2 protein-coding genes are annotated in these 16594 nt (G+C 74.3%); both read right to left on the reverse strand.

Going from position 1 to position 16594, the window contains the following annotated elements:
* Positions 1-24: 24 nt before the first annotated feature.
* Positions 25-6363, reverse strand: coding sequence for a type I polyketide synthase (locus J2Z30_RS14800; protein WP_044567915.1), 6339 nt, complete (start codon positions 6361-6363; stop codon positions 25-27).
* Between the two features lie 38 nt (positions 6364-6401).
* Entirely contained in the window at positions 6402-16589 is a 10188-nt protein-coding gene (locus tag J2Z30_RS14805; protein WP_209468679.1) for a type I polyketide synthase, read from the reverse strand.
* Positions 16590-16594: the final 5 nt, after the last annotated feature.

Genomic DNA, 16594 nt, shown 5'->3' on the forward strand with positions numbered 1-16594 from the left:
CTGAAACGGGGTGTCCGGGCGGGGTCAGGCGCCGTCGCGCTCCAGTCGCTCCAGCCAGTCCTCGATGGCCTGGGCGGTGGGGAGGGAGTGGTCCTCCATCATGGTGAAGTGGTTGCCGCGCACATCGACGATGTCGTGCGGCAGCTCCCAGAAGGACCGCCAGTCGGGCAGCTCCTCCAGCTTCAACGATCCGGTGGACAGCGGCTCCAGCGCGCGCACCAGGAGGGTGGGGGTCTCGATCGGCTCGGGGTCCCAGCCGCCGAAGAGGTTGAGATACCAGCCCATGGCCGACAGCCGGGCGTCGTCCATGGTGACGAACACGCCCTCGCGCTCGGTCATCCCGTCCATGAGCGAGAGCCCGAACTGGTTGAGGATGCTGCTCTTGGGCACATAGGTGTCCACCAGGACCACCGCGGTCGGCCGGATGCCCATCCGCTCCAGATGTCCCGCCGCCCCGTGGGCGAACCAGCCGCCCGCCGAGGAGCCCAGGAGCACGATGGGCCGCCCGTCGGCGGCCTTCGCCACCGCCTCGGCCTGCGCGGCGACCACCGCGTCCGCCGTCTCCGGGAGGGGTTCACCGCGGCCGAAGCCCGGCAGCGCGAGCGCCGACACATCGCGCCGGCCCCGCAGCGAGGCCGCGAACCGCGCGTACTGGTGGATGCCCGCGACCGCCAGGCACGAGGAGAAGCAGAACATGTGCTGCTCGGCCGGGCCCTTGCTGAGCCGGACCGGCATCGGCAGCTTCTCCAGGTCGGAGGTGGCGCTGAACCGGGGCCGCAGCGCCGCCGTGGCATGCAGCAGGTCGAAGATTTCCTTCCATTTCCCGGTCTCGAACGCCTCGGTGTACAGCGTGCTCAGCGTGGTGGACTCCCCCGCCGCGGCGGGCGCCGTGCTCGCGGGTGTCCGCTCGGACGGGCCCGGCTGCCGGGCCGCGGCCAGTTCGGAGCGGAGCCGGGCGGCGAGATCGGTGGGCGTCTCGTGGTCGAAGACGAGCGTGGCGGGCAGCCTCAGCCCGGTGGCCGCGTTCAGCCGGTTGCGCAGCTCGACCGCGGTGAGCGAGTCGAAGCCGGAGTCCACGAACTCATGGGCCGGGCCGATGGCGGACGGGTCCGGGTGGCCGAGCACGGTGGCCACCTGCGCGCACACCAACTCCAGCAGTACGGCGTCCTGTTCGGCCTCGGGCAGCGCGGCGAGCCGTTCCCGCAGCGCGGAGCCGCCGCCCGGCGAGCCACCGCGTGTGGTCGCGCCCGCCCGGCGCGCCGGTGTCCGCACCAGCCCGCGCAGCAGCAGCGGCACCGAGCCGGATCCGGCACCCGCGCGCAGCGCCGCGAGGTCGATCCGCATCGGGATCAGCAGCGGGGTGTCCAGGGCGAGGGCGGTGTCGAGCAGTTCCATGCCCTGTTCGGAGGAGAGCGCGGCCACGCCCGAGCGGGCGGCCCCGGCCGTGTCCGCCGTCCCGGTCATCGCGCTGGTCCGCGCCCACAGCCCCCAGGCGAGGGAGTGGGCGGGCAGCCCCTGGGCCCGGCGCGCCTGGGCGAAGGCGTCGAGGAAGCCGTTGGCGGCCGCGTAGTTGCCCTGACCCGCGCCGCCCAGCACACCGGCGGCCGAGGAGAAGAGCACGAACGCGGCCAGGTCCAGCTCCCGGGTGGCCTCGTGGAGGTGGAGCGCGGCGTCGACCTTGGGCCGCAGCACCGTGTCCAGCCGCTCGGGGGTGAGCGAGGAGATCACCCCGTCGTCCAGCACCCCGGCGGTGTGGAACACCCCGGTGAGCGGATGGTCCGCGGGCACCTGGGCCACCAGGGCGGCCACGGCGTCCCGGTCGGCGGTGTCGCACGCCGCCACGGCCACGGTCGCGCCGAGCGCGGTCAGCTCCTCGCGCAGCCGCCCGGCCCCCTCGGCGGCCGGTCCCCGGCGGCTGGTCAGCAGCAGATGACGGACGCCGTGCTGGGTCACCAGGTGGCGGGCGAGCAGCCCGCCGAGCGTACCGGTGGCGCCGGTGATCAGCACGGTGCCCTCGGGGTCCAGCGCACGGGTGGCGCCGGTGGTGCCGGTCGCGCCAGTGGTGCCGGTCGCGCCCTGGGCGCGGGCGAGCCGCGGGGTGTGCGCCTGTCCGGCGCGCAGCGCGAGCTGCGGCTCCCCGGAGGGGAGTACCGCCGGGAGGGCCCGTACGGACTCCTCGTGCCCGTCGAGGTCGACGAGGGTGAACCGGTCGGGGTTCTCCGACTGCGCCGAGCGCACCAGGCCCCAGACGGCGGCGCCCGGCAGATCGGCGACCTCCGCGCCGGGCGCGGTGGCCACCGCGCCACGGGTGACGAACACCAGCCGGGAGTCGGCGAACCGATCGTCGGCCGACCAGTTCTGGGCCAGTTCCAGGGCGGTGCGCAGGGAGTCCCGCACCGCGTCGGCCGGTGCGCCGGGCCCGGCGGCGCAGGACACCAAGACCGCCGCGGGGGCGGCCGTACCGGCGTCGACGGCCGCGCCCAGCGACTCCAGGTCCACATACGATTCCAGGTGGACCCCGGCCGCGAAGAGGCTCTCGGTGACCTCAAGACCGTCGTCGCCGACCAGCGCGGCCCGGGTCAGCGGGGTGGGCCGATCGGAGTCCGTGAGCGCGGGCCAGTCGAGCTGGAACAGCGACTCGCTGCTCGCGGCGCGGGCGCCGCTGAGCTGATCGCCGGTCATCTTCCGCAGCAGCAGGCCCTCGACGGTGGCCACCGGACGGCCGGTGGGGTCGGCCACCGCGAGCGTCACGGTGTCCTCCCCGGCCGGAGAGATCCGCACCCGCACCTCGTCGGCCCCGGCGGCGTGCAGCGACACCCCGGTCCAGGAGAACGGCAGCCGCCCCTGTGCCGTCTCGGGGTCCTCCCCGGCGAAGAGGGTGCCGAGCGCGATGCCGTGCAGGGAGGCGTCGAGCAGGGCCGGGTGGATCCCGTACCCGACGGCGGCCGGTCGCTGCTCCTGGGCCAGCCGCACCTCGGCGAACACCTCGTCGCCACGCAGCCAGGCGGCGCGCAGGCCCCGGAAGGCCGGGCCGTAGCCGAAGCCGCCCGCCGCGTACCGCTCGTACATGTCGCTGACGTCGAGTTCGGTGGCGTCCGCCGGAGGCCACGCGGTCAGCTCCGCGGGGGCAGCCGGTGTGGCGGTGGCGAGCGTGCCGGTGGCGAGCGTGCCGGTGGCGTGCGGGGTCCACGGCTCGCCGAACCCGGCGCCCTCGGGGCGGGAGTGGACGTTCAGCGGGCGCCGTCCGCCCTCGTCGGATTCGCCGACCGTCACCCGGAGGGTGAGCGCGCCACGCGCGGGGAGGATCATCGGCGCCTGGAGGGTCAGCTCCTCGACCTGGTCGCAGCCGACCTGGTCACCGGCCTGGATCCCGAGCTCGAGGAACGCGGTGCCGGGGAAGAGGACCACACCGGAGACGGCGTGGTCGGCCAGCCAGGGCTGGGCGGCCAGGGACAGCCGCCCGGTGAGCACCAGGCCGTCGCTGTCGGCGAGTTCGACGGTGGCGCCCAGCAGCGGATGCCCGGCCGGGCCAAGACCCGCCGAGGTCACATCGCCCGCCGGGTCCGAGCCGTCCAGCCAGTAGCGCTGCCGCTGGAAGGCGTACGTGGGCAGCTCCACCCGGCGGGCGCCACGGCCCGCGAACACCTTCTCCCAGTCCACCGCGCCACCGTGGGCGTGCACCCGGCCCACCCCGGCCAGCAGCGACTCGGCCTCGCCGCGGTCCTTGCGCAGCAGCGGGACGAACGCGGCGGCGCCGGGGTCGGCGACGCACTCCTGCCCCAGCACGGACAGCACACCGGTCGGGCCCACCTCCACATACCGGGTCACGCCCTGGTCCTCGAGGAACCGCACCCCGTCCCGGAACCGCACCGGCTGCCGCACATGGCGCACCCAGTACTCGGGCGAGCACAGCTCCCCGGCCGCCGCCTCGCCGGTCACATTGGACACCACCGCGATCCGGGGGGTGGCGTAGGTCAGCTCACCGGCGACCTTGGCGAACTCCTCCAGCATGGGCTCGATCAGCGGTGAGTGGGCGGCGATGCCGATCCGCAGCCGTTTGCTCTTGACGCCGACCGCGTCCGCGATCCGCAGAACGGCCTTCTCCTCGCCGGAGATCACCGTGGCGGCCGGGCCGTTGACCGCGCCCAGGGACACCAGGTCCTCCTCGCCCGCCAGATGGGGCAGCACCTCGGCCTCGGCGGTCTGCAGCGAGACCATCGCGCCTCCGGCGGGCAGCGCGTCCATGAGCCGCCCCCGGGCCGCGACCAGCGCACACGCGTCCTCCAGCGAGAACACGCCCGCCACATGGGCGGCCGCCAGTTCGCCCACCGAGTGGCCGACCAGGAAGTCCGCGGTCACACCCCAGGACTCCAGCAGCCGGTACAGCGCCACCTCGACGGCGAAGAGACCGGTCTGGGTGTAGAGGGTCCGGTCGAGCAGCTCGGCGTCCTCGCCGAAGACCACGTCGCGCACCGCGTGCCCGACATGGCCGTCCAGGTGGCGGTCGAGCTCGGCGCAGACGGTGTCGAACGCGGCGGCGAAGACCGGGAAGGCGGTGTGCAGGGCGCGTCCCATGCCGAGCCGCTGTGCGCCCTGCCCGGTGAACAGGAACGCCGTCTTGCCCGCACCGGCCACCGCGCCGGGTGCCACGCCGGAGGCCAACTGGTCGAGTTCGCCGAGCAGTTCGGCACGGCTGGCTCCCACGACCACGGCGCGGTGGGCGAAGGCGGAGCGGGTGAGCGCCAGCGAGTAGCCGATGTCCACGGGGGACGGCCCGGACGCGCCCGCCACGTGGGAGCGCAGCCGCGCGGCCTGGGCCCGCAGGGCCTCCTCGGTCCGCCCCGACAGCGGCCACGGCACCAGGCCGGACGACACGGCGGCGGGGGCGGCGGCGGGCGCGGCGGCGGACACGGCGTCCGCGGGTGTCTCGTCAACGGGTGTTTCGTCGGCGGGTGTTTCGTCCGCGGCCTCCTCGGCGGGGGCCTGTTCCAGGATCACATGGGCGTTGGTGCCGCTGAAGCCGAAGGCGGACACGGCGGCGCGGCGCGGGCGCTCGGCCTCCGGCTCGGGCCACGGCCGGGCCTCGGCCAGCAGCCGTACCGCGCCCGACTCCCAGTCCACGTTGGGCGTCGGCTCCTCGGCGTGCAGGGTCTTGGGCAGGACGCCGTGGCGCAGCGCCAGCACCGTCTTGATGACTCCGCCGACGCCCGCGGCGGCCTGGGTGTGGCCGATGTTGGACTTCAGCGAGCCGAGCCACAGCGGCCGGTCCTCGGGGCGGTCCCGGCCGTAGGTGGCGAGCAGCGCGCCCGCCTCGATGGGGTCGCCGAGCGCGGTGCCGGTGCCGTGTGCCTCGACCGCGTCCACATCGGCCGTTGTCAGCCCGGCGTCGGCCAGCGCCTGCCGGATGACGCGCTGCTGGGAGGGGCCGTTGGGGGCGGTGAGCCCGCTGCTGGCGCCGTCCTGGTTGGTGGCGGAGCCCGTGACGACCGCGAGCACCTGGTGACCGTTGCGCCGCGCGTCCGACAGCCGCTCCACGAGCAGCATGCCCACGCCCTCGCCCCAGCCGGTTCCGTCGGCGGACGCGGCGAACGCCTTGCAGCGGCCGTCGGAGGCGAGCCCGCGCTGGCGGCTGAAGTCCACGAAGGCCACCGGGGTGGACATCACCATCGACCCGCCGACCAGGGCCAGCGAGCACTCCCGCCGGCGCAGCGCCTGCGCGGCGAGGTGCAGGGCCACCAGCGAGGACGAGCAGGCGGTGTCCACGGTGACCGCGGGCCCTTCGAGACCGAAGGTGTAGGCGATACGGCCGGAGGCGATGCTGCCGGAGCCACCGCTGCCGACGTACCCCTCGACATCGTCGGGCACCTGGCGCAGCCGGGTCGCGTAGTCCTGGTACATAACCCCCGCGAAGACCCCGGTGCGACTGCCGCGCAGGGTGGCCGGGTCGACCCCGGCGCGCTCCATGGCCTCCCACGCGGTCTCCAGCAGCAGCCGCTGCTGCGGGTCCATGGCGAGGGCCTCGCGCGGGGAGATGCCGAAGAACGCGGGGTCGAAGTGGTCGGCGTCGGTGACGAAGCCGCCTTCCCTTGCGTAGCTCGTCCCCGGCTTGTCCGGGTCCGGGTCGTAGAGGGCCTCCAGGTCCCAGCCCCGGTCGGCGGGGAACTCGGTGACCGCGTCACGGCCGTTCGCCACCAGCTCCCACAGATCCTCCGGCGAGGCCACGCCACCGGGGTAGCGGCAGGCCATCCCGACGATGGCGATGGGCTCGTGGTCCTTTGCCTCGGCCTCCTGGAGGCGCTGGCGAGTGCGGTGCAGATCCGTGGTCACTCGCTTGAGGTAGTCGCGGAGCTTTGCCTCGCTCACCGTTTACCGCCCATCTCTGTGAATTCCAACTCCGTGCACTACAGGCCGAGTTCGTTCTCGATGAAGTCGAAGATCTCGTCGTCCGAGGCGACGTCGATGCGGCCAGCGACCGCTTCGTCCTCCGCTTCCTCCGGGCCCTGGCCGAGCCGTACCAGCAGATCCTGCAGGCGCGAGGCGAGCGTGGTGCGCGCCCCGTCATCGGCGGCGACCTTGGCCAGGTTGCTTTCCAGGGCGTCGAGTTCCGGGAAGGTCATCGACGCGGTGGTGAATGCCTCCGGGGCGATTTCCGCCTCCAGGTACGCGGCGATCGCCGTGGAGGTGGGGTAGTCGAAGAGCAGGGTCACCGGCAGACGCCGGCCGGTGGCCTTGCCGAGCTGGTTGCGGAGTTCGACCGCGGTGAGCGAGTCGAAGCCGAGGTCCAGCAGTCCGCGCTCCGCCTCGACGGCCGCCACCGACTCGAAGCCCAGCACCCCGGCCACGGTGGTGCGGACCAGGTCCAGCAGGAACCGGCCGCGCTCGGCCTCCGGCAGGCTCGTCAGATGCTGCTTGAGCCCCTCGGGCCGCGCGGGCGCGGCCCCGGTTCCGGCGGCCGTCAGCCGGGCGGGCCTGGTGGCGGGCGCGGCCCTCACCAGCCCGCGCAGCAGCGCCGGTACGTCGCCGGGCCGCGCCCCGAGCCCCGCCGCGTCGAGCCGCATCGGCAGCACGACGGCGGAGTCCACGGCGCGTGCGGCGTCGAAGAGCCCGGCGCCGTCCTCGGAGGAGAACGGGACGATGCCACCGCGCGCCAGCCGGTTCAGATCGGCGCCCTCCAGCTTGCCGGTCATCTCGCTGCGCTGGGCCCACAGCCCCCACGCGTGTGACTGGACGGGCCGGCCCTGGGCGCGGCAGTGCTGGGCGAAGGCGTCGAGAAAGGCGTTGGCCGCCGCGTAGTTGCCCTGGCCCATCCCGCCGAAGGTGCCGGCGATGGAGGAGAACAGGACGAGCGCGGACAGGTCCAGGTGGCGGGTCAGCTCGTGCAGGGTGAGCGCGGCGTCGACCTTGGGCCGCAGCACCCGGTCGATCCGCTCGGGGGTGAGCGAGGAGACCACACCGTCGTCCAGGACGCCCGCCGTGTGCACGACGGCCGTCAGCGGATGTGCGGCGGGGACGGTGGCCAGCAGCGCGGCCAGCGCCTCCCGGTCGGCCACGTCGCAGGCGGCGAGGGTGACCCGGGCGCCCAACTCCTCCAGCTGGGTACGTAGTTCGGCCGCGCCATCGGCGTCCGGGCCACGGCGGCTGGTGAGCAGCAGATGCCGCACTCCACCCTCGGCCACCAGATGGCGGGCGATGACCCCGCCGATGGTGCCGGTGGCCCCGGTGACCAGCACCGTGCCCTCGGGGTCCCAGGCGGGCGGGGCGGTGTCGGGGACGGGGGTGGCGGCGAGCCTGGCCACCGCGATGCCGCCCTGACGAACGGCGAGTTGTGGCTCGTCCAGGGCGAGCGCGGTCGGCAGGGCGAGCGCCGACTCCTCGTGCTCGTCGAGGTCGACGAGGACGAACCGGCCGGGGTTCTCCGACTGCGCGGAGCGCACCAGACCCCAGACGGCGGCGTGCGCCAGATCGGGTACGTCCGCGCCGGGCGCGGCGGCCACCGCTCCCCGGGTGATGAACACCAGGCGGGAGTCGGCGAACCGGTCCTCGGTCAGCCAGGCCCGGAGCAGCGCCAGCGCCCGGTGGGTCGCGGCCCGTACGGCGTCGGCCACGCCCTGGGGGTCCGGTGCGCAGGGCACCAGTACGGTGGCGGGCACGGCGGCCGGGTCGGCGGGCAGCGCCTCCAGGTTCGGGTATGTGCGCATATCGAGTCCGACGAGCTTGAAGTCGTCGTCGCCGAGCAGGGCCCAGTGCCCGGAGGGTTGTTCGGGCGTGGCCGCGGAGGTGCCGGCGGCCACCCAGTCGAGCCGGTAGAGCGAGTCACCGCCGGTGGCGGCGTCGCCGAGCCGTTCGGGCCGCTTGCGCAGCACCAGCGATTCGACGGTGGCCACCGGCCGTCCGATGGTGTCCGCCACGGTCAGGGCCACCGTGTCGGTGCCGCTGGGTGTGAGCCGCACCCGTACCTCACCGGCCCCGGAGGCGTGCAGGGTCACCCCGGTCCAGGAGAACGGCAACCGGCCCTCGCCCGCCTGAAGCATCGGGCCGAGCGCGATGGTGTGCAGCGCGGCGTCCAGCAGGGCGGGGTGCAGGCCGTAGGCGGTGGCGGCGGACTGCTGCTCCTGCGCCAGCCGTACCTCGGCGAACACCTCGTCGCCGCGCAGCCAGGCCGCGCGCAGCCCCTGGAACGACGGGCCGTAGCCGAAGCCGCCCGCGGCGAACCGCTCGTACAGATCCCCGACCTCGATCGGCTCGGCGCCCGGCGGCGGCCACGCCCCGCCGAGGTCGTACGAGCCCTCGGCGGCACCGTCCGCCAGCACACCCGTGGCGTGCCGGGTCCACGGCAGCTCACCGCCGGTGTCCTCGGGGCGGGAGTAGACGTTCAGGGCGCGCCGGCCGTCCTCCTCGGGCGGGTCCACCACCAGCTGGAGGGTGACGGCGCCGCGCTCGGGGAGGATGAGCGGCGCCTGCAGGGTCAGCTCGTCGACCCGGTCGCAGCCCACCCGGTCCCCGGCCTGGACCGCGAGCTCCAGGAAGGCGGTGCCGGGGAAGAGGACCACACCGGAGACCGCGTGGTCGGCCAGCCAGGGCTGGCCGCGCGTGGACAGCCGCCCGGTGAGCACCAGGCCGCCACTGTCGGCGAGTTCGACGGCGGCGCCCAGCAGCGGATGCCCGGCGGCGCCGAGACCGGCCGAGGCCACATCGCCCACGCCGGCGGGCGCGTCCAGCCAGTAGCGCTGCCGCTGGAAGGCGTACGTGGGCAGGTCCACCCGGTGGGCGCCACGGCCCGCGAACACCTGCTCCCAGTCCACCGCGCCACCGTGGGCGTGCACCCGGCCCACCCCGGCCAGCAGCGACTCGGCCTCGCCGCGGTCCTTGCGCAGCAGCGGGACGAACGCCGTCTCGGCGGCGGTGTCGGTGTCGGTTTCGGTCTCGGTCTCGGTCTCGGCCAGGCACTCCTGGCCCATTGCGGAGAGCACACCGGCGGGGCCGAGCTCGACGAATCGGGTCACATTCCGCTCGGTGAGGTAGCGGATGCCGTCCCCGAAGCGCACCGCCCGGCGGACATGGCGCACCCAGTACTCCGGCGAGCACAGCTCCTCGCCCGCCGCCTCACCGGTGACGTTGGAGACCACCGCGATGCGCGGCGCGGAGTAGCCGATCCCGGCGGCCACCGTGCCGAACTCGGCGAGCATGGCGTCCATCAGCGGCGAGTGGAAGGCATGGGAGACGGTGAGCCGCTTGCTCTTGGCCCCGGTCGCTTCCGCGATCCGCAGGACGGTGTCCTCGTCACCGGAGATGACGGTCGCCCGCGGCCCGTTGACCGCCGCCACGCTCACCCGGTCCTCGTGGCCTTCGAGATGCGGCAGCACCTCGGCCTCGGCCGCCTGGAGCGACACCATGGCACCGCCCTCCGGCAGCGCCTGCATCAGCCGGCCCCGGGCCGCCACCAGCGCACAGGCGTCCTCCAGTGAGAACACCCCGGCCACATGGGCGGCCGCCAGCTCGCCCACCGAGTGGCCGACCAGGAAGTCCGGCGCCAAGCCCCAGGACTCGACCAGCCGGTACAGCGCCACTTCAAGGGCGAACAGCGCGGTCTGGGTGAACACGGTCCGGTTCAGCGGCTCCGCGTCCTCGCCGAACACCACCTCCCGCACCGAGCCGTCCAGATGGCGGTCCAGCTCGGCGCACACCGCGTCGAACGCCGCCGCGAACACCGGGAAGGCGTCGTACAACTCCCGTCCCATGCCGCGCCGTTGGGCGCCCTGCCCCGTGAACAGAAAGGCCGTCCTACCGGCGTCGGCCACCGTCTCCCGGGCCGTCCCCGAGGCCAGCTCCGCCAGGCCCCGCAGCAGCTCCTCCCGCTCGGCGCCGACGGCCACGGCGCGGTGGCCGAAGGCCGAGCGGCCCGTCGCCAGCGCGTAGCCGACATCTACCGGGCGCAGCTCCGGCCGCTCCTCCAGATGGGCACGCAGCCGCCCGGCCTGCGCCCGCAACGCCGTCTCGCCACGCGCGGAGAGCACCCACGGCACCACATCGGAGTCGACGGTTCGCTCGGCCACCGGCGCGGTGTGCTCGGGGCCCTGCTCCAGCACCACATGGACATTCGTGCCGCTGACGCCGAAGGCGGACACACCCGCGCGCCGCGGCCGTCCCGTCTCGGGCCACTCCCGGGCCTCGGTCAGCAGCTCCACCGCCCCCGCCGACCAGTCCACGTCGGGCGAGAGCTCATCGGCGTGGAGGGTCTTCGGCAGCACGCCGTGGCGCAGTGCCAGCACCGTCTTGATGACCCCGGCGACACCCGAAGCGGCCTGGGTGTGACCGATGTTGGACTTCAGCGCGCCCAGCCACAGCGGCCGGTCGGCATCCCGCCCCTGGCCGTAGGTGGCCATCAGGGCCTGCGCCTCGATCGGGTCGCCGAGCCGGGTGCCGGTGCCATGGGTCTCGACCGCGTCCACATCGGTGGCCGACAGGCCCGCACCGGCCAGCGCCTGGCGGATCACCCGCTGCTGGGAGGGGCCGTTGGGGGCGGTGAGGCCGTTGCTGGCACCGTCCTGGTTGACGGCCGAGCCACGCACCAGAGCCAGCACCTCATGGCCGTATCTCCGCGCGTCGGAGAGCCGCTCCAACAGCAGCATGCCGACGCCCTCGGCCCATCCGGCGCCGTCGGCGTCCGCCGAGAACGCCTTGCAGCGGCCGTCGGGGGCCATGGCCCGCTGTCGGCTGAACTCGATGAAGGTGTCCAGCGTGGACATCACCACGACACCGCCCGCGAGCGCCAGCGAGCACTCCCCCTGGCGCAGCGCCTGGGCCGCCTGGTGGAGGGCGACCAGCGAGGACGAGCAGGCGGTGTCCACGGTGACCGCGGGCCCTTCGAGACCGAAGGTGTACGAGATGCGCCCGGACGCCACGCTGCTGGCGCTGCCGGTGGCCAGATAGCCCTCGAACTCCTCGGGCGCGCGGGTGAAGCGCGAGCCGTAGTCGTTGTAGCTGGCGCCGATGAAGACTCCGGCCTGGGTGCCCTTCACCGAGGCCGGGTCGATCCCGGCCCGCTCGAACGCCTCCCAGCTGGTCTCCAGCAGCAGCCGCTGCTGCGGGTCGATGGCGAGCGCCTCGCGCGGTGAGATCCCGAAGAACTCGGGGTCGAAGTGGTCGGCCTGGTGGAGGAAGCCACCACCGGTGGCGTAGAAGGTGCCCGGCTTGTCGGGGTCGGGGTCGTAGTGGCCCTCGATGTCCCAGCCGCGGTCGGTGGGGAAGTCAGAGATGGCGTCCCGGCCGTCCGTCAGCAGCCGCCACAGCTCCTCGGGGGTGGTCACCCCGCCCGGGAGGCGGCAGCTCATGGCCACGATGGCGATCGGGTCGTCGTCCACCGCGACGGCGGCGGGCACCGGACCCGCCGGGGCGGTGGCCGCGGTCTCACCGGCGCCGCTCTCGGCGAGCAGGAAGCGGACCAGCGCGGTGACTGTCGGATAGTCGAAGACGAGGGTGACCGGCAGCCGCAGCCCGGTGGCCGCGTTCAGCCGGTTGCGCAGATCGACGGCGGTCAGCGAGTCGAAGCCCAGTTCGCGGAAGGCGCGCCCGGCCTCGACCGCCGCGGTGTCGGAGTAGCCGAGCGCGGCGGCCACTTCGGTGCTGACGAGGTCGGCCAGCGCCTCCTCGGCCTCCTGCGGCGACAGCCCGGCCAGCCGCTGGGCCAGGGGCGTGTCCCGCTCGCCCGCGGTGGCGGCCGCCGCCTCCGCCCGCCGGGCGTCGGGGAGTTCGCCGAGCACGGCGGCCCCGTCCAGGGAGGGGGTGGCGGCGATGAGCCGGTCCCACTCGACATCGGCCACGGCCACATGGGTGTCGGCCACGTCCAGGGCACGCTGCAGGGCGGTGATCGCCAGGTCGGGCGCCATCACGGGCATACCGTTGGCGCGCAGCCGCGCCTCGACGGCCTCGTCCACCAGCCCGCCGCCGGACCACGCGCCCCAGGCCACGGAGGTGGCGGGGAGACCCTGGGCGCGGCGGGCGTGTGCGAGCGCGTCGAGGAAGGCGTTGGCGGCGGCGTAGCTGCCCTGGCCGGGGCCGCCGAGCGTGCCCGCGAAGGAGGAGAAGAGCACGAAGGCGGACAGCTCACGGTCACGGGTGAGCTCGTGCAGATGGAGCGCCGCGTCCACCTTCGGGCGCAGCACCCCGTCGGCGCGCTCGGGGGTGAGGGCGTCGAGCACCCCGTCGTCCAGGACGCCCGCGGTGTGGACGACCGCGTCGAGCGGTGCCTCGTCCGCGTCCAGCGTGGCGAGGAGGCCGGCCAGCGCCTCGCGGTCGGCCGCGTCGCACGCGGCCACGGTCACCCGGACCCCCGACTCCCTTATCTCGTCGGCGAGTTCGGCCGCCCCGGGGGCATCGGGGCCCCGGCGGCTGGTGAGCACCAGGTGTTCGGCGCCGCCCCGGGCCAGCCAGCGCGCCACATGGGCGCCCAGGCCGCCGGTGCCGCCGGTGACCAGCACGGTGCCGCGCGGCCGCCACGGCGCGATGGCATCGGCCGCCGCCGAGGCCCTGACCAGCCTGCGCCCGTGGACCCCGGAGGCGCGCACCGCGACCTGGTCCTCATCGGTCAGCCGGCCCGCCAGCACACCGCACAGCCGCGCGACGGCGCGGTCGTCGAGGGTGCCGGGCAGATCCACCAGACCACCCCGGCGCCGCGGGTACTCCACGGCCGCGATCCGGCCCAGGCCCCAACTGAGCGCCTGCAGCGGGTGGTCGAGCGCGTCCGCGCGGCCCACGGACACCGCCCCGCGCGTGGCGTACCACACCGGGACGTCGGCGCCGGTGTCGCCGAGCGCCTGCAGCAGGGCGAGGTTGAGGGCCAGCCCGAGCGGCTGTGCCGTGCCCGCGCGGTACAGATCCTCGACGAGCGCGAGCAGCGAGAGCACCGCGGTCGGCGGCGTATCCGCCGTGGCCTCGCCGAGCCTGCGGGCGAGCGCCTCGCGTACGGCGTCGGCCTCGGTCAGCTCCACCAGCCGTACCTGGGCGCCGCGTTCCCGCAGCGCCTCCGCGACGCGTGGGCCCTCCGGCTCTCCGGCGGGCGCGGCGATCAGCCAGGTGGCACCGGCCGACGACCGGTCGTGGGGGGAGGTGAGGGCGTCGCCCAGGGGCTTCCAGGTGACGTGGTAGCGCCAGGAGTCGAGCACGGACCGCTCGCGGCGCGCCCGGCGCCACGCGGCCAGCGCCGGAACCACCATGGCCAGGGACGACTCCTCGGCGTCCACCTCCAGCGCGGCTGCCAGCGCCGCCAAGTCCTCGCGCTCCACGGCGTCCCAGAAGTCCGCGTCCACGGCGTGGCCTTCGGCGGGTGCGGAGGCGGGTGCGGAGGAGCCTTCGAGCCAGTAGCGCTGCCGTTGGAAGGCGTACGTGGGCAGGTCCGCCACGGACGCGTCCAGCCCGGCGAACACCGCGGCCCAGTCGACCGCCACACCCCGGACGAACGCCTCGCCCAGCGAGACCAGGAACCGCTCCGGGCCGCCCTCGTCGCGGCGCAGCGACCCCACGACCACGGCGTTTTCGGCGGCCGCCTGGAGCGGCATCGTCAGCACCGGATGCGGGGACATCTCCAGGAACGTGCCGAACCCGGCGGCGGACAGGGCCCGCACCGCCGACTCCAGCTCGACCGTCTCCCGCAGATTGGAGTACCAGTACCCGGCGTCGAGTCCGGTGGTGTCGATGGTGTCGCCGGTGACCGTCGAGCAGAACGGCACCTCGGCGCGGCGCGGGGCGATCGGGGCCAGGACGTCGAGGAGTTCCTCGCGCAACTCCTCCACTTGGGCCGAGTGGGACGCGTAGTCCACCGGGATCAGCTTCGCCCGTACGTCCTCGGCCTCGCACTCGGCTTGGAGCTCGCGGAGGGCTTCCGGGTCGCCGGACACCACGACCGAACCGGGGCCATTGACCGCCGCCACCGATATACGGCCATCCCAGGCGGTAATGCGCTCCCGCACCCGATCGGCACCCTCCGAAACGGACATCATGCCGCCACGCCCCGCCAACCCACGCCCGATGGCCTGCGACCGCAGCGCCACCACCCGCGCCCCGTCCTCCAACGACAACGCACCCGCCACCACCGCAGCCGCGATCTCCCCCTGCGAATGCCCCACCACAGCAGCAGGAGACACACCACACCCCCGCCACACCTCCGCCAACGACACCATCACCGCCCACAAGGCGGGTTGCACCACATCCACCCGCTCCAACCCCGGACCCTCACCCCGCAACACCCCCGTCAACGACCAGTCCACAAACCCCGACAGCGCCGACTCACACTCCGCCAACCGCCGCGCGAACACCGGCGAGCAATCCAGCAACTCCACCGCCATCCCCACCCACTGCGACCCCTGCCCCGGAAACACGAACACCGGACGGGCGTCGGTCGCCATCACTCCCCCGCCGCGCACCACACGCGGGGACTCGCCGCCCGACGCCAGCGCGCCCAGTGCGTCGATCAGCTCGTCGCGGTCGCCACCCAGGACCAGCGCTCGGTGGTCGAAGCGACCACGGGTGGTGGCGAGCGAGTGGCCGACGTCGGCCGGGGACAGCCCGGGGCGCGCGGTCACATGCGTCAGCAGCCGTTCGGCCTGCGCCCGCAGGCCCGCCGCGCTCTTCGCCGACAGCACCCACGGCACCACTCCCCCGCCCACCGGGGCGTCTCCCTCTGCCGCGTCCTCCGAATGCTCCTCCTCGGGCGCCTCCTCGATGATGGTGTGCACATTGGTGCCACTGGCCCCGAAGGCCGAGATGGCCGCCCGGCGGGGTTCCTCGCCGCGCGGCCATTCCCTGGCCTCGGTCAGCAGCTCCACCGCCCCCGCCGACCAGTCGATCCGCGAGGAGCGCTCCTCGGCGTGAAGCGTTCTGGGCAGCAGGCCGTGGCGCATGGCCTGCACCATCTTGATGACACCGCCGACACCACCGGCGGCCTGCGGATGGCCGATGTTGGACTTCAGCGAACCGATCAGCACGGGGCGGTCCGCCGCGCGGTCCTTCCCATACGTGGCGAGCAGCGCGCCCGCCTCGATCGGGTCGCCCAGCGGAGTGCCGGTGCCATGGGCCTCGATCGCGTCGATCTGCTCCGCCGTGAGTGCGGCGTTGGCGAGCGCCTGGCGGATCACCCGCTGCTGGGCGCGGCCGTTGGGGGCGGTGAGGCCGTTGCTGGCACCGTCCTGGTTGACGGCCGAGCCGCGCACGACGGCCAGCACTTTGTGGCCGTTGCGCCGCGCGTCCGAAAGGCGTTCCAGCAGCAGCATGCCGACGCCCTCGCCGAGGCCCATGCCGTCGGCTCCCTCGGCGAACGCCTTGCAGCGGCCGTCCTGCGCCAGCCCGCGCTGCCGGGCGAAGCCGATGAGTCCCATCGGGGCGCCCATCACGGCGGCACCGCCCGCGAGGGCGAGCGAGCAGTCGCCCTGGCGCAGCGACTGGCAGGCCAGGTGGAGGGCGACCAGCGAGGACGAGCAGGCGGTGTCGATGGTGACGGCCGGGCCCTCCAGGCCCAGGGTGTAGGCGACCCGGCCGGACATGATGCTCGCGGAGATGCCCGTGACCAGGTGGCCCTCAAGACCCTCGGGCATATGGGGCCAGTCGGGGATGTAGCCCTGGTAGGCGGCGCCCACGAAGACGCCGGTCTTGCTGCCGCGCAGCGCCGCCGGATCGATTCCGGCGCGCTCGAACGCCTCCCAGGAGGTCTCCAGCAGCAGCCGCTGCTGCGGGTCCATCACGGTGGCCTCGCGGGGCGAGATGCCGAAGAACACGGGGTCGAACTGGTCGGCGTCGTGGAGGAATCCGCCCTCGGTGGCGTAGACGGTGCCCTGCCGGTCGGGGTCCGGGTCGTAGAGGTTCTCCAGGTCCCAGCCGCGGTTGCCGGGGAATCCGGAGATGGCGTCGCGGCCGCCGGTGACCAGCTCCCACAGATCCTCGGGGCCGCGCACATCGCCGGGGTAGCGGCAGCTCATCGCCACGATGGCGATGGGTTCCCGGGAGGCGGCGGTGAGTTGCTGATTGACCCGGCGCAGCCGTTCGGTCTCCTTCAGAGACTCCCGCAGCGCGCCAACGATCTTGTCGGTTGGGTTTGCCATTGTCA

It is taken from the genome of Streptomyces iranensis (assembly GCF_017874715.1).
In the GTDB taxonomy this organism is placed as follows: domain Bacteria; phylum Actinomycetota; class Actinomycetes; order Streptomycetales; family Streptomycetaceae; genus Streptomyces; species Streptomyces iranensis.